Annotated in this window: 13 protein-coding genes; 9 read left to right on the forward strand and 4 right to left on the reverse strand. The window is 62.8% G+C overall.

Annotated features, from left to right (window positions below):
- The first annotated feature begins 148 nt into the window (after positions 1 to 148).
- The 7 genes from A4R35_RS03325 to hisI all read left to right on the forward strand — a co-directional run bounded on the left by A4R35_RS03325 (position 149) and on the right by hisI (position 8,416).
- On the forward strand, positions 149 to 1,675 hold the full coding sequence (locus A4R35_RS03325) for a histidine--tRNA ligase (protein ID WP_112426525.1): 1,527 nt from the start codon (positions 149 to 151) through the stop codon (positions 1,673 to 1,675).
- Entirely contained in the window at positions 1,672 to 2,763 is a 1,092-nt protein-coding gene (hisG, locus tag A4R35_RS03330; RefSeq protein WP_112426527.1) for an ATP phosphoribosyltransferase, read from the forward strand. Before A4R35_RS03325 ends, hisG begins: the two co-directional genes overlap by 4 nt.
- Positions 2,760 to 5,138: an HAD family hydrolase gene (locus tag A4R35_RS03335; protein WP_112426529.1), complete on the forward strand. Its 2,379-nt coding sequence runs from the start codon at positions 2,760 to 2,762 to the stop codon at positions 5,136 to 5,138. Before hisG ends, A4R35_RS03335 begins: the two co-directional genes overlap by 4 nt.
- Positions 5,139 to 5,217: 79 nt before the next feature.
- Positions 5,218 to 5,835 (forward strand): imidazole glycerol phosphate synthase subunit HisH, encoded by a 618-nt coding sequence (gene hisH, locus A4R35_RS03340; RefSeq protein WP_112426531.1) that lies wholly within the window; start codon positions 5,218 to 5,220, stop codon positions 5,833 to 5,835.
- The gene (hisA, locus tag A4R35_RS03345; protein ID WP_112426533.1) at positions 5,832 to 6,590 is read left to right on the forward strand and encodes a 1-(5-phosphoribosyl)-5-[(5-phosphoribosylamino)methylideneamino]imidazole-4-carboxamide isomerase; all 759 of its coding nucleotides are present in this window, start codon (positions 5,832 to 5,834) and stop codon (positions 6,588 to 6,590) included. The genes hisH and hisA overlap by 4 nt, the downstream gene beginning before the upstream one ends.
- 39 nt (positions 6,591 to 6,629) lie before the next feature.
- Positions 6,630 to 7,424 (forward strand): imidazole glycerol phosphate synthase subunit HisF, encoded by a 795-nt coding sequence (gene hisF / locus A4R35_RS03350; RefSeq protein WP_112426535.1) that lies wholly within the window; start codon positions 6,630 to 6,632, stop codon positions 7,422 to 7,424.
- Entirely contained in the window at positions 7,421 to 8,416 is a 996-nt protein-coding gene (gene hisI / locus A4R35_RS03355) for a phosphoribosyl-AMP cyclohydrolase (RefSeq protein ID WP_112426537.1), read from the forward strand. Before hisF ends, hisI begins: the two co-directional genes overlap by 4 nt.
- A 67-nt stretch (positions 8,417 to 8,483) precedes the next feature.
- Here the strand turns inward: hisI and A4R35_RS03360 are convergent, their stop codons facing one another.
- From A4R35_RS03360 to A4R35_RS03375, 4 genes are all read right to left on the reverse strand, one after another.
- Positions 8,484 to 9,488 carry an HD domain-containing protein gene (locus A4R35_RS03360; RefSeq protein WP_112426539.1) on the reverse strand — a complete coding sequence of 335 codons (1,005 nt, stop codon included), beginning with the start codon at positions 9,486 to 9,488 and terminating at the stop codon, positions 8,484 to 8,486.
- A 239-nt stretch (positions 9,489 to 9,727) separates the two neighbouring features.
- Positions 9,728 to 10,951 carry a mannosyltransferase family protein gene (locus A4R35_RS03365; RefSeq protein ID WP_112426541.1) on the reverse strand — a complete coding sequence of 408 codons (1,224 nt, stop codon included), beginning with the start codon at positions 10,949 to 10,951 and terminating at the stop codon, positions 9,728 to 9,730.
- A 187-nt stretch (positions 10,952 to 11,138) separates the two neighbouring features.
- Complete coding sequence (ileS, locus tag A4R35_RS03370) at positions 11,139 to 14,453, reverse strand: isoleucine--tRNA ligase (protein ID WP_112426543.1); 3,315 nt, start codon at positions 14,451 to 14,453, stop codon at positions 11,139 to 11,141.
- Between the two features lie 340 nt (positions 14,454 to 14,793).
- Positions 14,794 to 15,549: an alanyl-tRNA editing protein gene (locus A4R35_RS03375; protein WP_112426545.1), complete on the reverse strand. Its 756-nt coding sequence runs from the start codon at positions 15,547 to 15,549 to the stop codon at positions 14,794 to 14,796.
- Positions 15,550 to 16,229: 680 nt separating this feature from the next.
- Here A4R35_RS03375 and A4R35_RS03380 point away from each other — a divergent pair.
- Positions 16,230 to 19,085 (forward strand): 2-oxoglutarate dehydrogenase E1 component, encoded by a 2,856-nt coding sequence (locus tag A4R35_RS03380; RefSeq protein ID WP_112426547.1) that lies wholly within the window; start codon positions 16,230 to 16,232, stop codon positions 19,083 to 19,085.
- Positions 19,086 to 19,298: 213 nt separating this feature from the next.
- Positions 19,299 to 20,687: a 2-oxoglutarate dehydrogenase complex dihydrolipoyllysine-residue succinyltransferase gene (gene odhB, locus A4R35_RS03385; protein WP_112426549.1), complete on the forward strand. Its 1,389-nt coding sequence runs from the start codon at positions 19,299 to 19,301 to the stop codon at positions 20,685 to 20,687.
- Positions 20,688 to 20,823 lie beyond the last annotated feature (136 nt).

A 20,823-nucleotide genomic window follows, 5' to 3' on the forward strand; every position in this document is an offset into this window, starting at 1 on the left:
TCCGGGCCGCAGGTCCAGGGAAGGACGCATGAAAGTGGCGCCTTGCTTGTGCTCTCCCTGGCGCGGCGCACCCCGGGCCAGCAGCGGTCCGCCTGGCAGACTGGTTACGGGGGACCGGGCATGACTCTAGGGGGGAATAAGAGTTGCTATGAAGAAGCGTATCGAGCGCCTGCGCGGGATGCATGATGTGCTGCCCGAGGCCTACCGTCGGCAGGCTCAGGTGGTGGATCGCGTGCGCGCTCTGTTGGAGAAGGCCGGCTACGATCCGGTGGATACGCCGGCGCTGGAGCGCAGCGACCTCTTCCAGGCGAGCTTCGGTCAAGAGGCCTGGCAGAACCTCTATGCCTTCCAGCTCCACCAACGCGAATTGTGTCTACGACCGGAATATACCGCCTCAATCTGCCGTCTCTATTTAGAACATTATCAGCAGTCTCCGCTTCCGCTGCGCTTTCAGTACGTCGGACCAGTCTTCCGCTACGAGGCGCCGGGGCGGGGACGCTACCGGCAGCACACGCAGCTGGGGGTCGAGCTCTTTGGCGGTCAACCGCTGCGCGCCGATGGCGAGATTGTGCAGCTGGCCTGCGATATTTTGCATGAGCTGGGCATTGCCCGCTATCGTCTTGAGTTAGGCCATGTGGGGGTCGCCAGCGGCTTTATCGAACGTCTGCATCTGGATGTTCAGACAGCGCGTCTGCTCCTGAGCCTGATGGAGCAGATCAGTCGTTCCCCAGAGGGAGAGCAGGCGGCCCAGGCCCGTCTGGAGGCGCTCTATCCCGAGCGGTCGCTCACTCCCCCGCTGCCGGCGGCTGAGGCCGCTCGAGGGCGGCGCCTGGCCAGCTCCGATGGCTCGAACCAGCTGGTGGCAGCGCTGCTGAACAGTTTCAGTCTGCCATTCGGCGACGAGGACAGTCGCCGTGAGATTGCCGAGCGCTTTCTCTGGAAGATCGGGCGCAGTGAGCAGCGGGCGCGGGTCTTTAGTGCGCTGGAGTTTCTGCGCCGGCTGCGGGCGCTGGCCGGCCCACCGCCCGAAGTCTTTCAGGAGCTGCGCCAATTGCTCCAAAGCTATAAGCTTGATGACGACCCGCTGGAGGAGCTAGAGCAGCTGGTGACCACGCTGATGGAGGTGACGGGGGTCGACCGCCGGCAGATTACACTCAATCTGGCCCTGGGGCGCGGGGTGAGTTACTATACAGGCTTACTCTTCGAGATCCATGCCAGCGACCAGGAGGGCCTCGATTTGCAGTTGTGTGGCGGCGGACGCTATGACCATCTCGTTGAGGCAGTCGGGGGAACGCGCGAGGTGCGCGCGTGCGGTTTCGCCTTTGGTCTGGAGCGACTCATCTCTTTGATGCCTGCCAGCCAGTGGCATCAGCCTGGGCGGACGCAGGCACTGGTGATCCCCGTTGGCAAGCATGATCTGGCCTATGCCTGCCATGTGGCGCGCCTGGCCCGCAGCGAGGGCGGCATCATCGCCGAGCTAGATGTGAACGCTCGTGGAGTCAGTAATGCTCTGCGCCAGGCTTCCCAGCGCGGCTTCCGGCTGGCCCTGATCGTCGGTGAGGAGGAACGCCAGGCCAACACGATCAGGTTGCACGATCTGCTCTCGGGGGAGGAACGCCTGGTTGCTTACCGTGACCTGGCCGTAGCCCTACGGGAAGGAGGGTATCGAGCATGAGTGCGTCGCGAACGGCTCCGACTCCAGAATTGCCCCAGCTGCGCCTGGCCTTGCCCGGGAAGGGAACGCTGGAGGCGGCCACGCTCACCTTTCTCGCCGAGTGTGGTCTGAAAGTCCAGCGCAGCAATCCGCGTCAGTATCTGGCGCGCATCAGCAGCCTACCGGAGCTGGAGGTGGTCTTTCAACGTGCCGCCGACATCCCAGCCCTGGTGCACGATGGGGACGCCATTCTCGGTATCACGGGCTACGACCTCTTCGCCGAGTATCGCGGGACCGATGAAGAGGCGGAGGACAATGAGGAGAGCGATGACGATCTGATGGTGTTGGAGCGTGATCTCGGCTACGGCTCCTGCCGACTGGTGGTGGCGGTGCCCGAGACCTGGATCGATGTCAATACGTGCGCTGATCTCTGGCATCTGGCGGGCTACTATCAGGCCCAGAAGGGCCGGGGGCTGCGCATCGCCACCAAGTACCCGGCCTTGACGCGGCGCTTCCTGCACCGCCACGGTATCTCTCACTGCCGGATCGTGATGCCGCACGGGGCCTTGGAGGCCGCCCCCCTGACGGGGGTCGCCGATTTGATCGTCGACCTGACGGAAACGGGCACGACCTTGCGCGAAAACCATCTGAAACTGCTTGAAGACGGCATCGTACTGCGCTCTCAGGCGTGCCTGATCGGCAACGTGCGCCTGCTCGCCGAGCATCCCCAGGCTCTCAAGGTCGCCCGCCTGCTTTTAGAGCTGATCACCGCTCGCCTGCAGGCGCGCAACCGCGTTCTGCTGACGGCCTACGTGCCGGGAAGCGGTGAGGAGGTCAGTTCGTTGTTGAGCATGCACCTCAAGCGGTTGGTCCCGGGATTCGAGTACCATATTGGCAGTTCGGAGTCGACGGACGATCCGCAGGCCCAGCGCTGCCGCGTCTCGGGGGTGATTCGCATGGGCGAGGCCGTGGCGGACTTTCTGGAGATCATCACTGCTCTGCGCAGTGTGGGGGCCGAGCAGATCGACGTGACGCCGCTGGCGTACCGTTTCGGCCAGGAACCGGTCAGCCTGCGGCAGTTGAGCGAGAGGATGGCGCGACGACGGTGAAGACGCTGATTGTCTTTGATCTGGATGGAGTCATTACCAGCGAAGATGCCTACTGGGACGCGGCGGGCCTGACCTTGCATGAGCTACTCTACAGCCCTCGCTACTGGAATGTGACGGGTCAGGGCGACTACGCGCCGGTGACCGACCCCGAGGAGAGTCGTCGCCTGAGCCGGGCCACACTGCCAGAGGAGGAGATTCTGCTCTACAAGGCCCTGGCGATCAACTCGAACTGGGACACCTGCTATGCGGCGGTCTGCTGGCGTCTGATTGCCCTGCTGGAGCAGCTGCCTCCTGCCGACCGCGAGCCACTCCTGCCGCTGCAGCCCTGGGAAGAGGTCTGGCTGGCCCGCCTGCGCCAGGCGGTCAGCGCCTGGCGCGCTGCTTCCGACCCGGTGCCAGCGCTTCTGCCAGCAAGTGGACCCCCCTTCACTGAGGCGCTCTTCGCCGGCCTCATGGGGCTGGATCTGCTCAATCGCTACGATGCCTACGCGAGTGCCAGGTTGGGCCTCCCCATCGAAGGAGTCTTTTCGCGCCTCAGCCCCTTTTGGGATTTCTGCCGCTCGCTTTTCCAGGAATGGTACCTTGGGGAGGCGCTCTACAGCCGTACCTATGGTCATCCTCCTGCTCAGATGGGCAAACCGGGCTGTATCTATTTTGAGCGCCCATTGCTGCCACCCGAGGCACTCAGGGAGACATTGCATAGCCTGCGAAGGTCGGGCTATGAGCTGGGTCTGGCCACGGGTCGAGTCTATCAGGAGGCCGCGCTGCCGCTGCAAGCCTATGATCTGCTCTCGTGCTTCGAGGCTGAACACATCTGTACCTATGATGCCGTCGAGATGGCAGAGGCCGAACTGCGGCGCCAGGGCGATACCACCTTGCTGAGCAAACCCCACCCGTTCCAGTTTCTCTATGCCCTTGATCATCGCGGCCCCACTGCCGGGGAGCTGGCGCGCAGCAAGCCTCCATTCATCGTGGTTGGCGATTCGTCAGGGGATATGCTTGGCGGGCGTGCTGCTGGCGCCTTGACCGTGGCGACGCTCAGCGGGGCACGCAGTGAGGAGGCCCGACGGCGCCTGCTGGCCTGTGAGCCAGATTTTGTGATTGAGGATGTGCGTCAGCTGCCCGCGCTGCTGGCCGAGGTGGAGCGACTGCAGACGATCCAGCAGCTGCAGTTTGAGGCTCGGGACAAGGCGGAGCGTCTGCTGCGCCTGTGGTTCGCCCGTCAGCTCGATCTGCTGACCGGGCAGGTGACGCTGACGCCGCGCCCTGTCTCGCTGAATTCGTTTAACGGTACCTACGAGCAGGACGGCGAGCGCTACTTTTTCAAGACCCACGTGGAGGAGCAAAGTGCGCTCTCCGAGTATTACCATGCCGAGCTGCTGCACGAGGCAGGCTACAATATGGTGCTGCCTCTGCGCGTGGTCCGCCAGGAGGGGCGCCAAATGGTCATCTATCCGCTGGTGCGCTGGCCGGTGATGTTCGATTTGATGCGCGCTGTCGAGACAGGGACACCCTCCCCGGTCCCAGCACAGACTCTGGTGGCCGCCGAACGCCGCGCCTGTGAGCGCCTGCTGGAGATTTACCGCGCCACCGGGCGTCTCAGCAGCGCGGATGAGCATGCCACCGCGCCGGTTCATCAGCTCTTCTGGCACCGACTGACCGGCGGGCGTCTCAGCAGCTTCTACCGTGGTCAGGCCATCCCGCTGCCACGGGTTGCCGGCTCTGATCAGGAAGAAATTCGCTTTGAGGATCTGCTCAGGTGCCGCTGGGTGGTCAATGGGGAAGCGCTCTCGCGCACGCTGGGGGAGCTGTTGGAGGAAGCCCAGAACCGACTCCATCCGCGACAGGCGGCGCTGACAGTCATCGGGCACGGAGATGCCCACTTCGGCAATGTCTTCCTGGAGGGCGAACGCGATTATCTCTACTTTGACCCGGCCTTTGCGGGTCGGCATGCCGCGCTGCTGGATGTCGTCAAGCCGCTCTACCACAATGTCTTCGCCAGCTGGATGTACTTTCCGCGGGAGACAGCTCAGACCCTGACACTGAGCGTAGCCCTGCACCGTGGCAGAGATGGCGAGCGGCTTGAGGTCACGCATACCTATCAGCCGGCGCCCATCCGTCAGGCGATTCTGACAACGAAGCTCCGCACCTTGCTGCGCCCCTTGCTCACCTGGCTCAGGGATGAGGGGGCCTTGCCCGCCGACTGGGAGCGCTGGCTGGCTCTGGCCCTGCTCTGCTGCCCGTTGCTGACCATCAATCTCCTGGATCACGGGCGCATCCCAGCAACGGTCTGCTGGCTGGGGCTGACGCAGGCGGTGACGCTGGGCAATCTCGGACTGCTGCCCTGGCATGAGCTCCTGGCAGACGGTGAGTGAAGAAGAGGCACCGTGTGAGTGAGACCTTGAGCAGAGCGTCTGGACAGTTTGAGGAGAGAGAAGAGGAAGAGCGACAACTATGATCGCTATTATTGACTACGGGGCTGGCAATCTACGCAGTATTCAGAAGGCCCTGGAGCATGTCGGCGCACAGGCTACGGTGACTGCCGATCCGGCCACGGTGGCGCGTGCGCGGGCGGTGGTGCTGCCAGGGGTTGGCTCCGGCGGGGCCGCCATGCAGCGTTTGAAGGCCACTGGCCTCGATGACGCTATTCGGGAGGCTACGGCTCGCGGGCGACCGTTTCTGGGCATCTGCCTCGGGATGCAACTGCTGGCCGAGCACCATGCGGAAGGCGAAGTTGAGGGCTTGCGCCTCTTCGCCGGTGAGGTCCGGCGTATTCCCCAGGGGCCGAAGATCCCACACATGGGCTGGAACCAGGTCCAGCCCCTGCGCCCGGATCTGCCTCTATTTAAAGGAATACCTGCCGGGGCCTTCTTCTACTTCGCTCACTCCTATTATGTTGAGCCGCGTGATCCCTCTGGCGTGGCTGCCGTCACCGACTATGGCACGCCCTATTGCAGCGTCATTGTCAGCGACCACCTGTGGGGAACGCAGTTCCACCCCGAGAAGAGCGGAGCGATGGGGCTACGCCTGCTGGCGAACTTCGTACGCTGGGTGGGGGAGCGTGTTCCATGATCGTCTTGCCCGCTATTGATTTGCGCGAGGGGCGCTGCGTCCGGCTCTACCAGGGTGATTACCGCCAGACTACGGTCTATAGCCACGACCCAGTGGCGGTGGCCCAGCGCTGGCAGGAGGCCGGGGCACGCTGGCTGCATCTGGTGGATCTGGACGGTGCGGCCCAGGGTCAGCCGGTCAATCTGGCTACGGTCGAGCGGATTCGGGCCGCTACCACGCTACAGATTGAGCTGGGCGGCGGCCTGCGCGATCTGACCAGCATCGAGCATGTGCTCTCTCTCGGTATTGAGCGCGTGGTGCTGGGGACCAGTGCCGTACGGCAGCCTGCCTTGTTGGCTGAGGCACTGCAGCGCTGGGACGAACGTATTGTTGTGGGATTGGATGCCCGGGCTGGCCTGGTGGCGGTAGCCGGCTGGCAGCAAACGGAGCGCATCGCTGCCGTGGAGCTGGCCACCCAGTTGTGCACGCTGGGTGTGGCTCGCTTTATCTACACCGATATCGCACGCGATGGAACGCTGGGCGGGCCGAATCTGAAGGCGTTGCAGGCTATGCTGCAGGTGGTGAGACAGGCTCAGCCAGCACGGGCTTTGATCGCCTCCGGAGGGGTGCGCTCATTGGAAGATATCCGCTCGCTGGCTCGCCTGGGCGTCGAGGGGGTCATTATCGGGAAGGCCCTCTATACAGGAGATGTGGACCTGACGGCGGCCCTGGCCTGCGCCGCCTCTTGCGAGCCAATGACGGAGGCCGGGGCCTGATCACGCGGAGTGGAGCTGAGTATAAAGGAAGGGACAGCGATGTTAACGAAACGCATCATTCCCTGCCTGGATGTAGCCGCGGGGCGTGTCGTAAAAGGGGTGAACTTCCTCAACCTGCGCGACGCCGGCGACCCGGTCGAGCTGGCGGCCTTCTACAACGCCGAGGGAGCAGATGAGCTGGTCTTTCTCGACATCACGGCCTCCTACGAGCAACGCAAGACTATGCTCGATGTGGTCGCCCGAACAGCTGAGCAGGTCTTTATTCCGGTAACAGTCGGCGGAGGCATCCGCAGCGTGGAGGACATTCGCGCCACCCTGGGGGCGGGGGCTGATAAGACCTCGTTGAATACTGCGGCGGTACAGCAGCCCGAGCTGCTGCGCGAGGGAGCCGAACAGTTTGGCTCCCAATGCATTGTGCTCGCCATCGATGCCCGTAGCAATCCCGCCATGCCCAGTGGTTACGAGGTCTACATTCATGGAGGCCGTACACCAACGGGCCTCGATGCTATTGATTGGGCCCGCCGCGGCGTCGAGCTGGGCGCGGGCGAGATCCTGCTGACCAGCATGGACCGCGATGGAACGCAGCAGGGGTATGATCTCACCCTGACAGCCCGCATCACGCAGGCCGTCAACGTCCCGGTGATCGCTTCGGGCGGCGTTGGAACGCTTGAGCATCTCTATGAGGGGCTGACCAGCGGGGGCGCCGATGCTGTGCTCGCCGCTTCGATTTTTCACTTTGGCCAGTATCGCATCGCCGATGCCAAGCGCTACCTGCGCGAGCGCGGGGTGGCTGTGCGCTGGGATGAGGCAGGCAGAGGAGGAGAAGCACGATGACGCTCAGGTTTGACCGCCAGGGATTGATGCCGGCGGTCATTCAGGATGACGAGAGCAACGAGGTACTGATGGTGGCCTTCATGAATGAAGAGGCTCTGCGCCTGACGCGCGAGACCGGCTATACCCACTTCTATAGCCGCTCACGCCAGAAGATCTGGCGCAAGGGCGAGCAATCTGGGCACAGGCAGCAGGTGCGCGCCATCTTCGTCAATTGCGAAGAGAATAGTCTGCTGATCCGCGTCGTCCAAGAGGGCGGAGCGGCCTGCCATGAAGGCTATCGCAGCTGCTACTACCGTCGTCTGCTTCCTGACGATCGCTACGAGGTGGTGGCGAGCCGGGTCTTCGATCCGGCGGCAGTTTATGGTCGTCCTACCCCGCAGACGCAGCCGGTGACGGACCTGCAGCAGAGCCAACAGGAGGCCTCGCCGGAGGAGGTGAGTAGGGGAGGGAAGGCCGAGGCAGACGAAGCCGTAAGCAGGCAACTGGAGAGGCTGCTGCGTCAGCTCTACACAGCTTACCAGTATCTGCGCGACCACGATCTGAGCGAGCAGTCACACACCTCGCGCCTGCTTCAGGAGCACAATCCAACTTACCTCCTCGGGCGGCTGGCCGATGAGCTGCAGGAGCTGATGGGCGTGCTCCAGGGAACGCATCGTCATCAGGATCTGCAGGCTGATACCATTCTGGAGGGCAGTCAGGTTGGCTACTGGCTGCTGTTGCTGGCTACAACCCACCGACTGCCGTACGAGGAGTTCCTGCCTCATCAGGCTCTGCTGGCAGGCTACCAGCAGGCCGTTGGCGAGGAGCAGGCCGTTGAGCAGCAGCAAGCCTGCTTGAGTGCGCTGGCGACCGCCGAGCCTCCCCGTCTCATCGAGGGCCTGCGGCTCGGCTTTGCTCTCATCGGACGGGCCTGCGCCCTGGCCGGTCTCAGCCCTCTGGAGCCAGCGCGCGACGACCTGGAGCAAATGCGCCGCAAAGGTCTGGTCTCTTAAGCCGAGATAGATCAGCGCCAGGCTACTCAGCGCTTGATGGGGGAAGGCGAGGAAAAGAGGCTGGAGATCAGACACCGGCTTGGCCGCGCAGGCGCAGATAACTACCTCGTTTAGCCTTGTGCAACACAGCCTGCTGCAGTGCCGCCAGCTCCCCATCGAGCGTCGAGCAGCGGACCAGACTGCCATCCTCCAGCAGCACCAGCGGATCAACCATACGCGGCTTCACACGAGCATAGACATCAAAAGGCTGGTCTGCCGAGACCTCCATCACCTCCAGACCAGGCCGCAGCCAGCTCAGACAGCGTGCGATCTCCGGATGAGCTGCCTGACGGAGCCGGGCTAACAGGTCGGCATCCTCCGAGAACAGATCCTCCTCGCGCAGCACGCCCTCGTCCAAGGCCAGGCGCAAGGCTCGTGCCAGTTGATAGTCGGCAAACATCTCCAACGGATGCATAAACAGTTCCGTCACCAGACGCACATACTGGCGCACAAACCAGATGGCCGCCTCGCGCCCGGCCACGACCATGCGCCCTTCCCGCACGCGGAGCGTCTGCAGAAAGCGCTTCACGTCAGCCTGCGTCAGATAGCCCGCATGCCACAGATCGCGCAGCGTATAATCCACCCGATCGGCGCACAGCTCAGGGGCTGGTTGCTCCAAAAGCGGCCAGCGCTCAAAAGCCAGAATCCGCTTCAGGTCCAGCCCGGAGGAATGCAGAAGCGCAGGGAGATCCGAACGCTCAATCACCTGGCGCAGGTGTTGCTCATGATAGTCCTCATCGTAGCAGGCAAACAAATAGTCTGCTACATGGGAGAAGGCGGTATGAGAGACGTCATGTAACAGGCCGGCCAGCTGCTCTTCCAGGCTGCCCCCGAGGAGGCGAATCAACAGCATCACCCCCACGGAGTGCTCATAGCGCGTCGTATCACGCCCCTCGCGCACCAGATAAGAGGCCCCTGCCTGATGGATTCCCTTCAAACGCTGCAACGCCGCTGAGTTGAGCACCGCCAGCAGCACAGGCTCGCTGAGCCGCTGCTCACCCAGTAACGGATCACGGACCAGCTCTTCTGCCACGCTCTATCTGCTCCTTCCGTGCTTGCGCCGCTCGCTCTTGCCTCAAGCCTCCCTTCTCCGTCTCCTGTAACCTGCCCGTCGCTGGAACCCACTCCTGTTCTCCCCCCGCCCCCTTGGGCAGGCCGGGAAGCTGGCAAAAGAACAGAGGTACTGTTAACTATAGCACCTCACCTCTCTCTTTGCCAGGCTAGCAAAGGCAACCTTCCTTGCCTGCCGGCAGCGGCCAGGACGGAGTCGACTCAGGCAACCCAATAATGCAAGGTAAAGAGCAGGGCATTCAACGCAAACAGAGGAGCGCAGAAGCCCCCGTAGATCAGGTCGAGGCTGGGAAAGCGCTTGCTCCAGCGCGCCAGCACCAGAAAGAGCGGGAAGGCCATCATCATATAGCGTGGCTGCGAAGCCAGCGTCTCCCCGCTGTTCAGCGGGAAGCAGAGAGCAAAAAGCACCAGACCTAACGAGAAGAAACGGTACACTATAGGCAGCTGACGCCAGCCGACCACCAGCACCCCCAGCGGCAGCAAGGTAAAGAGCAGGTCCATGAGATTGCGTACCGCCATCTCAGTATGCAAGGGACCTGCCAGTAAGGCTCCCAGAGCTGGCCCGAAGGCCTCCCAGGGCAGTTCAAACTGTCGCCCCCAGACCGTGCGCTCCATACGGCTGTAGATGAACGGGTCGCCGAAGCGCACTCCAAGATAGACCATATAGGCCGCCAGAGCCGCCGGAATGACGAGGGCTGGCAGAGCGGCCAGCAAGCGTCGTAGCCAGAGACGCCACGGCTGAGACGCCGCGGTCTCGCCCACATCTGCCGACAGTCGGAGAGCGAGCCAGAAGTGTTCCACATAGAAGAACAAGAAGGGCACCAGCAAGACGATCGCCGTCGAGCGGGTTAGAGCGGCGACGCCCCCCAGTAGGCCCGCCAGCCACCAGCGCCACAGCGCCTTCCCCTGCAGCAGAAGGAAGATCGCCAGAGTGAGCAGCAGGAAGAGAGATTCGCTGTAGCCGGCGAAGAAAAAGATCGCGTAGGCGTAGAAGGTCAGGTACCAGAGCGCCTTACGGGCCTGGAGCGGATCGAAATCCAGACCCTCTCGGACCAGAACATAGAGCAGAATGAGGGATATGAAGAAGAAGAGATTCGAGAGCAGGAGTTCCGACAGCAAGAACGACAGTGGGAAACGGTTTCCCAGCACAGCGGCGCCGAGGCGGATCAGCCAGGGCCAGAGCGGGAAAAAGGCCACATCGGCCACGGAGCGATAGCCCACATGCGCGATGCGCCCGAAGGCATCAGCATCCCAGTGATACCAGCCGAGCAAGCAGAAACGCAGCCCGTTGTTCACACAAGGGATCGAGGCCATATTTCTGGGGCGGAGCAGGACCCCCCCAACATAAGTGATCAAGAGCAGCGAGAGGCGACTGAGTCCAAAGACCCAAACCGCCTCTTTCCACGCAGATCGCAGCGTACCCATTGCAGTGTTCTCAGACCATACCCGTATTTCACAGTTGAGCTTGGCTCACCGTTGCTTAGGAACGGTTGAGGAAGCGGTCTGGTACTGAGCTAAACCGATCAGGCTATACCGACCTGCGTTATAAGCGATTCTGGCCTGGCAGGCCAGGCTGAGGGGTTCAGCGAGCCTACCAGGCCAGCGAGCCGAGCTAGTGTCTGAGAGCGGAGGATGGCGAGGCCGCGATGATCACCTGGACCGTGTAGCCCTCCAGCTTGCGCGGCGAGGTAGGGGAGAGCGTCTCCCGATAGAGTTCGCCAGGCCGCGGCTCAGCGATTGGCGTCGTCTCAATGTGCAAACTATCGGCGAGCGTCTCCTCCTGCAGCTCGGCGGCATGGCGCTGCACTATTGCCGCCAGCTCCTCATCGGCGCAGAGGGTCAGCTGGATATGGTCCTCGATCTTCAGATTGGCCCGCTTGCGCATGTCCTGGATATAGTGCGTCAGATCGCGGATCAGCCCCTCCTCGCGCAGTTCGGGCGTAATCGTCGTCTCCAGGACCACCACCGCGCCACGCTCCTCAGCGGTGACGTAGCCGGGGCGAGCAGTAGCGATAACCTCCACCTCGTCTGGCGTCAAGGTAATCTCGCGGCCCTCGACCGTCAGCGTCAAGACGCCCTGCTCGCGCAGCTGGCGAGCGGCTTCGCTGGCAGCGTGCGCGTCCAGACCCTTCAACATTGCCAGAATCTTCTGCACCAGTGGCCCATACTTCGGTCCCAGGACCCGCGCCTGGGCACGCAGGGTATAGGCCAGCATCTCGCTATCGTCGCTGAGCAGCTCCAGGCGCTTGATATTCAGCTCTTCCAGCACCTGATCCTTCAGACGCAGCACCGCCTCCTGCTCGGCCTGCGATGGCAGGCGCACATAGAGCGTATTGAGCGGCTGGCGCACGCGGATCTGCGCCTTCTCGCGGGCGGCGCGACCCAGGCCGACCACGCGCATCACCAGGTGCGTATCCTGTGTCAGGGCCTCATCGATCAGCTCCTGGCGGGCCTGGGGCCAATCGCACAGATGCACACTGAGAGGCGCCTCCTGTTGAACGCTGCGCACCAGGTTCTGATAGAGGCTCTCTGAGAAGAACGGCACAAAAGGAGCCAGCAGGGTCACCAATGTGGTCAGGCATTCGTAGAGCGTCAGATAGGCGCCAAGTTTATCGTCATCGAGCTCGGACTTCCAGATGCGCTCACGGCTGCGGCGTAGATACCAGTTCGACAGATGCTCGATGAAGTTTTGGAGAGACTCCGTAGCATGGGCGCTATCGTAGCGTTCCAGGCTGGCGGTCACCTCCAGAATCGTCTGTTGCAGCTCCGAGAGAATCCAGCGATCCAGATTGCTGCGCCGCTCCACGGCCAGCTGATAGCGCGTCGGATCGAAGCTGTCGATATTGGCATAGGTCACAAAGAACCAGTAGATGTTCCAGACCTTATCGAGGGCGCGACGCACCAGCATCCACTTCTCGCTCAGGCGCACCGGAACGCCCTCGCGGGCGGCTCGTTCGACGTCCTCCCGACTAGGGATACGCGGGAAGCGCAGGTTCTGCTCGGGGTCCTGACTGGTATAGAGCCAGCGCATCGTATCGGCGCCCACGCGCTCGGCGGCATCGTCGAAGTCGATGGCATTGCCCTTCGACTTGTGCATAATCTCGCCATCCTCATCGAGAACGGTTGCGTAACCGAGCAAGGTTTTAAAGGGCGTCGTACTCTCCAGAACCGTGCTCATCACCAGGAGAGCGTAGAACCAGTTCTTGAACTGGCCCGGGAAGGACTCCGTCACGAAGTCTGCCGGGAACCACTGGCGCCAGTAGTCGCGATTGTGGCGGTAGTCCAGCGTTGAGAAAGGCACGATGCCAGCATCCAGCCAGGGATTGCCCACATCCTTGATGCGCGAGACCAGGGCCCCGCATTGCCGGCAACGGATCTTGACGGCATCGATCCAGGGGCGATGCGGCGAATGGCCTTCGAACTCCTCCCAGCCCTCGACAGCGCGCTCGCGCAGCTCCTCCTTGCTGCCGATGACCTCGAAAGTACCACACTGCTGGCACTCATAGATCGGCAGTGCCAGCCCCCAATAGCGCTTCTTCGAGATCATCCAGTCGTCCATGTTGCGCAGCCAGTCCAGCTCGCGCTCCAGGCCAAAGGCCGGAATCCAGGTGACCTGGCGAGCGACCTCCATGATCTCGTAGCGCAGCTGCTCCATTGAGATATACCACTCGTCGACCAGGCGGAAGATCAACTCAGTCTTGCAGCGCCAGCAGACTGGATAGCGGTGACGATAGTTCTGAGAGCGATAGAGGAGGCCCTTCTGGGCCAGATTCTCGGCGACGGGCCGTGCCACTTCCGAGACCGACTGGCCAGTGAGCCAGTCATAGCCCTCGACATAGACGCCAAATTCATCGACTGGGGCCAGAACCGCCAGGTCGAACTCCTTGGAGAGGGCGAAGTCCTCACGACCGCAGCCTGGAGCGATATGGACGATGCCCGTTCCCTCGCTGGCGCTGACCTCCTTCCAGGGGATGACGCGATGGCTCACGCCCTGAGCGGCGGGCAGCTCATCGAAAGGACCGCGGTAGCTCCAGCCCACCAGCTGCTCGCCCTTGAGGCGCTCCAGAACACGATACTCGCCCTTATCGCGTCCGCGCAGCTCCCGCAGCAAGTTCAGGCGCTCCTCCGCCAGATAGAAGATCTGCCCATCCTGCTCGACTTTGACGTAGGTCAATTCGGGATGGACCGCGGCGGCCACGTTGGCGGCCAGTGTCCAGGGGGTGGTTGTCCAGACCAGCAGGAACTCCCCCGGGCGCTCGACCAGCGGGAAGAGCACATACAGACTCAGATGGCTGACCTCATGCCAGTCCTCCGAGAGCGTCTCCATATTGGAGATGCCGGTACCGCAGCGAGGGCACCAGGTCATGACATCGTGCCCTTTGTAGATCAGGCCACGCTCGTAGCAGCGCTTCAAGAAGTGCCAGATCGTATAGTTATTTTCGTCGGAAAGCGTGTAGTAGTCGTTGCCCCAGTCCATCCAATAGCCCAGCCGGATCGACTGCTCGGTGATACGGCGGGCGAAGCGGAAGACGCGCTCCTTGCACAGCTCGACAAAGCGCGCGATGCCAAACTGTTCAATTTCCCGCTTGTTCTTGAGGCCCAGCTCCTGCTCGACATTGACCTCCACCCACAAGCCCTGGCAGTCAAAACCGTTCTGGTAGCGCTGCCGGTAGCCCTGCATGGTCTTGAAACGCTGGAAGAGATCCTTATAGGTACGGCCCCAGGCATGATGGACGCCCATCGGGTTGTTGGCAGTCATTGGGCCATCGAGAAAGGAATATTGCCTGTCGCTCTGATCGTTGCGGTGCACGTAGCGCTGGAGCACGCCGTTCTCATCCCACCAGCGCTGAATCTCGTGCTCCAGCGCTGGATAGTCAACACGGTCAGCCGCGATCACTGGCCGAAAGACACTTGCTTCACCTGACACGTCAGCTTCCTCCTCGCTCACTGACAGATTGCCTTGCCTTATCTGGCATCGGCTGGACCTGGCTCAGCCAGGTCTGGCTTTGTTGCTGCTTCCTTGTTTCTCCATTGCCCTGATGGATGGGCTTCACCCGCTCCGCTGTCCTGTTACTCTGCTGGCCGGTCGATGAGCCTTAGCGCTGGCTGACTGTGCTCCTGTGAGGCAACAGCCAGCGCGGGGGCAGCGTTCCCTCACGCGGACAATGACCTGAGTTGACCTGCTCAGACCAGACCGGCGCAGCTGCTCCTGAGAGCAGGGCGGGAGAGGGGAGGCGGACCAGGAGCCGCCGGCCCGCCCGACAGTCTCATGGCAGAGCGGCGTCGGAATTGGAGCCTGATAGCTCGTCAACCAGCTGGATTTCCAGGCGCTTATTGAGTCGCCCCTTGTTCTCGGCCCGGACAATGCGGATGCCACCGACCTCCCTGGTATGGCGGACATGGGTTCCGCCGTCGGCCTGGAGATCGAGGCCAACGATCTCTACGATCCGCACTTCCTCCAGGTCTGGGGGCAAGAGGTTGGTGCGCGTACGGATCAGGTCGGGAATGGCAAAGGCTTTCTCGCGCGGCAGGGTATAGACCCGGATAGGCAGATCGGCCTCGATGGCCTCATTGACGCGCTGCTCAATAAAAGCCAGGCGCTCTCTGGTCAGGCCCTCCATGGCGAAGTCCATGCGTGCCCGATCGGGGTACATCTGACCTCCAGTCACCGGGACGCGGAACTCCTGCCAGATCACGCCGCAGAGCAGGTGTAGAGCCGTATGCGTGCGCATCATGCGATAGCGGAAATCCCAGTCGATGCGCGCCGTTACCTCGGTGCCCACGGGAGGGGGAGGACTGTCGAGCAGGTGCCAGACCACCTCTCCCTGCTTGCGCAGGGCAATGACACTGGCCTGCTGGCGCCCGTGATCCCAGGAGAGCGTACCGCGGTCGGCCATCTGGCCTCCGCCGCCGGGATAGAAGACGGTGGCATCGAGGGCCAGCTCATCGCCCTCCGCGGCAACGACTTTGGCGCTGCATTCAAAGGTATAGCTATTCTCCAGGTAGATCAGCTTCGTCTTCATCCTGCAAGCTCCGATCTCCGTATGAAAAAAAACCTCTCATCCGCGCAGGACGAGAGGACTTCCCGTGGTACCACCCGCATTAGTCACGACTGGGCGCCCCTCACGAGCCACCCCTGGGGGGAGAGATAGCTGCGGCTCGACCCGCCCCTGTGCGCGCGCTCAGGCGCGGGGTTGCTCATCGAGCCGGCCTGGCCCATCTGGCACTCGCCGCGACTCGCTCCATGCCGCCGTCTCCCTCGATGTGATATACTATTTGTCGGTCCCCCGCCCTCAGCCTGATCGGGCCAGCGCGGTACGCATGAGCTTGTTCTGCTTGTCTCTTGCGTCTCTCAGCTCAGGCGCAGCGCCCGACTCGACTGAAGGCCGTTGCCGCGCTTCGGCACGGAAGCGGGATCAGGATCATCGAGAGGTTGAGACAGGCGGCCCTCTCTGGTAACGGAGAGGCGCCGGCTAGCTCTACTCGCTTGCGCGTTCTGCTAGCTGCTCAGGAGTGATCTTCGGCCTGCTCCTTAGCATCCGGCTCTCACCTTGCCCGGACTCTCTGTCACCAGGGAAGCGGCCTACTGGCTCCCTCTTCGCATCTGTCTGGACTGTGCTTGTGTTCGCTCTCGGTGGATAGAGGCTACCGCGTTGAGTATGCCATATTCATCACTCTGTGTCAAGCCGCATAAAGGAAACCGATGGATAATTTACAGACATTTTATGGTCCAAATGCAGGCTATGTGCTCGATCTGTATGAACGTTATCGAACTGATCCTTCGTCAGTAGATGAGAACACGCGTGCCATCTTTGCTCGCTGGAGGCCGGTGGTTCTCGCGGAAGGGGAGGCCCTGGCTCCGGGGAGGGCAGAGGGGGCGCCGTTTGCTGTAGAGAAAGTAGTGGCGGCGGTGGCGCTGGCCCATGCCATCCGTGAGCGTGGTCACCTGGCGGCCCAGCTTGATCCTCTTGGGCGACCGCCACAGGGCGATCCGGCCTTATTGCCCGAAAGCCACGGCCTCACCGAAGAGGATCTGGCCCAACTGCCGGCCAGTGTCGTTGGCGGGCATGCCGCCGAGGGAGCGCGCAATGCCCTGGAGGCTATCCAGCGCCTGCGCGCCATGTACTCAGGGACCATCAGCTACGAGTTCGACCAGGTCAAGAGTCCCCATGAGCGTCTCTGGCTGCGCGATGCCGTGGGGCTGCAACTCTTCCAGCGCCGTCTCAGCCCGCAGAGCAGTCGCCAGTTGTTGCAGCGCCTGACCCAGGTTGAGGTCTTCGAGCGCTTCCTGCACCAGACCTATCCAGGCCAGAAGCGCTTCTCGATCGAGGGCTGCGATGTTCTGGTGCCGATGCTGGATGAGCTGATCCGCTGCGCGCTGGAGTCAGAGACGCGGGAGGTCATCATCGGCATGGCCCACCGCGGGCGTCTGAACGTGCTTGCCCATGTCCTGGGGAAGTCCTACCAGGCTATTCTGGCAGAGTTCGCCCACACGCGCCATGAGGAGGGGGTGCCGCTGACCGATACCTTCGGCTTCGGCTGGAGCGGCGATGTGAAATATCACCTTGGCGCAGAGCATCTGTTGGGCGGTGAGCGCTCGCTGGCGCTCAAGGTCATCCTGGCCCCCAATCCCAGCCATCTGGAGTTTGTGAATCCAGTGGTGGAGGGCATGACGCGCGCGGCTCAGGAGCGCCGTGACCGAGCCGGGGCGCCGCGTCAGGAGCCGGATGAAACCCTGCCGATCCTGATCCACGGCGACGCCGCATTCCCGGGCGAGGGGGTGGTCGCCGAGACGCTGAATCTGTGGCATCTGCAGGGCTACTCGGTCGGGGGTACTATCCATATCATTCTCAATAATCAGCTCGGCTTTACGACGGAACCCCAGGAGAGCCGGTCAACGCTCTTCGCCAGCGACCTGGCCAAGGGCTTCAGTATCCCCATTATCCATGTCAACGCCGACGACCCCGAGGCGGCCTTGACCGCCATTCGCCTAGCCCATGCCTACCGCGATGAGTTCCACAAGGATATCCTGATTGAGCTGGTGGGCTATCGGCGGTGGGGCCATAACGAGGGCGATGAGCCGGCCTTTACTCAGCCGCAGCTCTACGAGTTGATCCGGGCCCATCCGACAGTGCGCGAGCTGTATGCCCGACACCTGCAGGAGCAGGGACTGGTAACGTCTCAGGAATGCGAGCAGATGGTAGAGGAGGCCTTTGCGACACTGCGCCGGGCGAAGCAGGAGGTGGACGAGGACCCGCAGCGCTTCGAGCAACTGGGGGGGAATGGGCAGAACGGCCTGGCTGTGGAGCTAGAGCCTGCCCCGCCTGTTTCTGCGGAGCAGCTGCGCCAGTTCAACCGTGAGCTGCTGCGCTGGCCCCAGGGTTTCACCGTGCATCAGCGTCTGGCGCGCGTGCTGCAGCGCCGTGCCGATGCGCTGGAGCAGGGAAGCATCGACTGGGGCCATGCCGAGGCCCTGGCCTTCGCTTCGATCCTGGCCGATGGCATTCCGATCCGCCTCAGCGGGCAGGATTCCGAGCGAGGCACCTTCAGTCAGCGCCATGCAGTGCTGCACGATAGCCACACAGGTGAGCGCTATGTGCCGCTGCAGCATCTCTCACAGGCGCAGGCCAGCTTCGCCATCTACAATAGCCCGCTCACCGAGACGGCGGTGCTGGGCTTCGAGTATGGCTATAGCGTGCATGCACCGGAGGCGCTGGTGCTGTGGGAGGCCCAGTACGGCGACTTCGCCAATGTGGCCCAGGTCATTATCGACCAGTTCATTGCTGCAGGACGGGCCAAATGGCGCCAGAACTCGTCGGTGGTGCTGCTGCTGCCGCACGGTTATGAGGGCCAGGGGCCAGACCATTCGAGCGCACGTCTGGAGCGCTTCCTGCAGCTGTCGGCGGGCCATAACTGGCGAGTGACCAACTGCTCAACAGCGGCCCAATACTACCACCTGCTGCGCCAGCAGGCGCATAGTCTCCAGCGTCATCCATTGCCACTCGTGGTGCTCACCCCCAAGAGTCTGCTGCGCCATCCGTTGGCCGCGGCGAGACTGGAGGAGCTAACGAGCGGGCGCTTCCTGCCGGTGCTCGATGACGCTGAGGCGCAGCAACGGGCGCAGACCATTCGTCGGGTGTTACTGTGCAGCGGGAAGATGGCCATCGATCTGCTGGCAAGCGAGCAGCGGTCTCGGGCCAGCGAGGTGGCGGTAGTGCGTGTGGAACAGCTCTATCCGCTGCCAGAGGAGGAGCTGCTGCAGGTGTTGAGCTGCTATCCTTCCATGCAAGAGCTGGTCTGGGTCCAGGAGGAGCCGCTCAATATGGGAGCCTGGAGTTATATGGCGCCTCGCCTGCAGAGATTGCTCGCCTCGCTTTCCGCACCCCAGGCAGTGCTGCGGGTGTTGGCACGCCCTGAGAGCGCCAGCCCGGCGACCGGCTTCATGGATCGTTACGAGGCCGAACAGCGCGCATTGATCGAGGGGGCTTTGCTCGGTGAGGGCGGCCTGCTGGAGGAAAAGCGCGCCGCTGGGACGCCGGCAGGCAAGCGTCGGCGCTAGCGTTGGCACCGGCAGCGGCGGAGCAAGCCAGGCCAAGGCCAGATCGACCGGGCAGGCCATGCCTGGCGATGCTATAATAGGCCAGGAGAAGCCAGCGCGCTTGAAGAGCGCCAGCGCGCTGGCTCGCCTTTGGCTTTCTTCGTCCGCTGAGAAAGGTTCTGCACTCATCAGAAGCAACAGTCAGCACTGCAGCAGGAAAGGCAGAATGAGAAGATGGCGATAGATATTCGTGTTCCGACCCTGGGCGAATCGGTGGTCGAGGCCACGGTAGCGCGCTGGTACAAGCACGAGGGGGAGCAGGTCCGTCAGGGCGAAGTGCTGGCGGAGCTGGAGACCGACAAGGTGAGCGTTGAGGTGACCGCGGAGCATGACGGCGTACTAGCAGAGATTCTGAAGCGCGAGGGAGAGGATGTAGCCGTTGGGGAGGTTTTGGCTCGTCTCGCTGAGGCAGCTGTGGGAGAGGGGGTGAGTGCGGCGTCCACGGCTGGCGGGGCCCCGACCTCGCGTGCGGTACCGGCCCAGGCCCGGCAGGAGCAGGCAGCAGTCCAGCCGGGGAGCGCAGCGTCGGGTTCGCGTCTTGCCGATGGGCAACGGCCTCCTTCGCCACTGGCGCGTCGCATTGCCGCTGAGTACAACATTGATCTCTCGCAGGTCAGGAGCAGCAGCCCACACGGGCGAGTGACTAAGGACGATGTCCTGCAGTATCTGGAGCAGCAGCAGGCGCTCCAGCAAGGCCAGGGCCAGTCGCCGGGGCAGCAGCAGTCAGCGCAATCCGTGACTGCTGCTCCGAGTCGAGGGGATGGAACAACGGCGACGGCGACCCCAGCGGTACCCGCAGCAGGCGAGCGCACAGCAGCGACGGGGCCAGCCTTGGAGCCGCCGCCGCTGCCGATCTCGGAGCCACGGCGAGAGGAGCGCATCAGGCTCTCGCGCCGGCGCCTGACCATCGCCCAGCGTCTGGTCGAGGCCCAGCACACGGCAGCGATGTTGACCACCTTTAATGAGGTCGACATGAGCGCTATTCTGGCGGTGCGGGCGCGCCACCGCGAGGAGTTCAAGCAGCGCTATGGCATCTCGCTGGGCTTTATGTCCTTCTTCACGAAGGCAGTTGTGGGAGCACTCAAGGCTTTCCCTTATCTCAATGCAGAGCTACAGGGGCGCGAGCTCCTGGTCAAGCACTACTACGACATTGGCATCGCCGTCAGCACAGATGAAGGGCTGGTCGTGCCCGTAGTGCGCGATGCTGACCGCAAGAGCTTTGTGGAGATCGAGCGGGAGATCGCGGAGCTGGCGCGGCGGGCGCGTAATAATGAGCTAACGCTGACGGACCTGCAGGGAGGGACCTTTACCATCACCAATGGTGGGGTCTTCGGTTCGCTGCTTTCGACGCCGATTCTCAACGGACCGCAGGTTGGCATCCTGGGAATGCACAAGGTCCAGGAGCGTCCTGTCGTGGTGGACGGACAGGTGGTGGTGCGCCCCATGATGTATGTGGCGCTCTCCTATGACCATCGCGTGGTCGATGGCCGCGAGGCGGTGCAGTTCCTGGTCCGGGTTAAGGAACTGCTGGAAGATCCAGAGCGGCTGTTGTTGGAAGGCTAGGGGGCGGACAGGCGGTCTGTCGTGACAGGCGAGGTAGATGGCGGGTCGACGGTCGCAGACAGAGGAAGGCTGCAGGGAGCTCAGGATCGTGGACAGGGTGTTTGCTTCGATTGACAGGGACGGCCTGTTAGGAGAT

The sequence above is a fragment of the Thermogemmatispora tikiterensis genome (assembly GCF_003268475.1).
In the GTDB taxonomy this organism is placed as follows: domain Bacteria; phylum Chloroflexota; class Ktedonobacteria; order Ktedonobacterales; family Ktedonobacteraceae; genus Thermogemmatispora; species Thermogemmatispora tikiterensis.

What these genes read in the sequence shown, in the direction of transcription:
- A4R35_RS03325 (WP_112426525.1), top strand. Translation starts at nt 149, where the DNA reads ATGAAGAAGCGTATCGAGCGCCTGCGCGGGATGCATGATGTGCTGCCC.
- hisG (WP_112426527.1), top strand. Translation starts at nt 1,672, where the DNA reads ATGAGTGCGTCGCGAACGGCTCCGACTCCAGAATTGCCCCAGCTGCGC.
- hisH (WP_112426531.1), top strand. Translation starts at nt 5,218, where the DNA reads ATGATCGCTATTATTGACTACGGGGCTGGCAATCTACGCAGTATTCAG.
- hisA (WP_112426533.1), top strand. Translation starts at nt 5,832, where the DNA reads ATGATCGTCTTGCCCGCTATTGATTTGCGCGAGGGGCGCTGCGTCCGG.
- hisF (WP_112426535.1), top strand. Translation starts at nt 6,630, where the DNA reads ATGTTAACGAAACGCATCATTCCCTGCCTGGATGTAGCCGCGGGGCGT.
- hisI (WP_112426537.1), top strand. Translation starts at nt 7,421, where the DNA reads ATGACGCTCAGGTTTGACCGCCAGGGATTGATGCCGGCGGTCATTCAG.
- A4R35_RS03365 (WP_112426541.1), bottom strand. Translation starts at nt 10,951, where the DNA reads ATGGGTACGCTGCGATCTGCGTGGAAAGAGGCGGTTTGGGTCTTTGGA.
- A4R35_RS03375 (WP_112426545.1), bottom strand. Translation starts at nt 15,549, where the DNA reads ATGAAGACGAAGCTGATCTACCTGGAGAATAGCTATACCTTTGAATGC.
- A4R35_RS03380 (WP_112426547.1), top strand. Translation starts at nt 16,230, where the DNA reads ATGGATAATTTACAGACATTTTATGGTCCAAATGCAGGCTATGTGCTC.
- odhB (WP_112426549.1), top strand. Translation starts at nt 19,299, where the DNA reads ATGGCGATAGATATTCGTGTTCCGACCCTGGGCGAATCGGTGGTCGAG.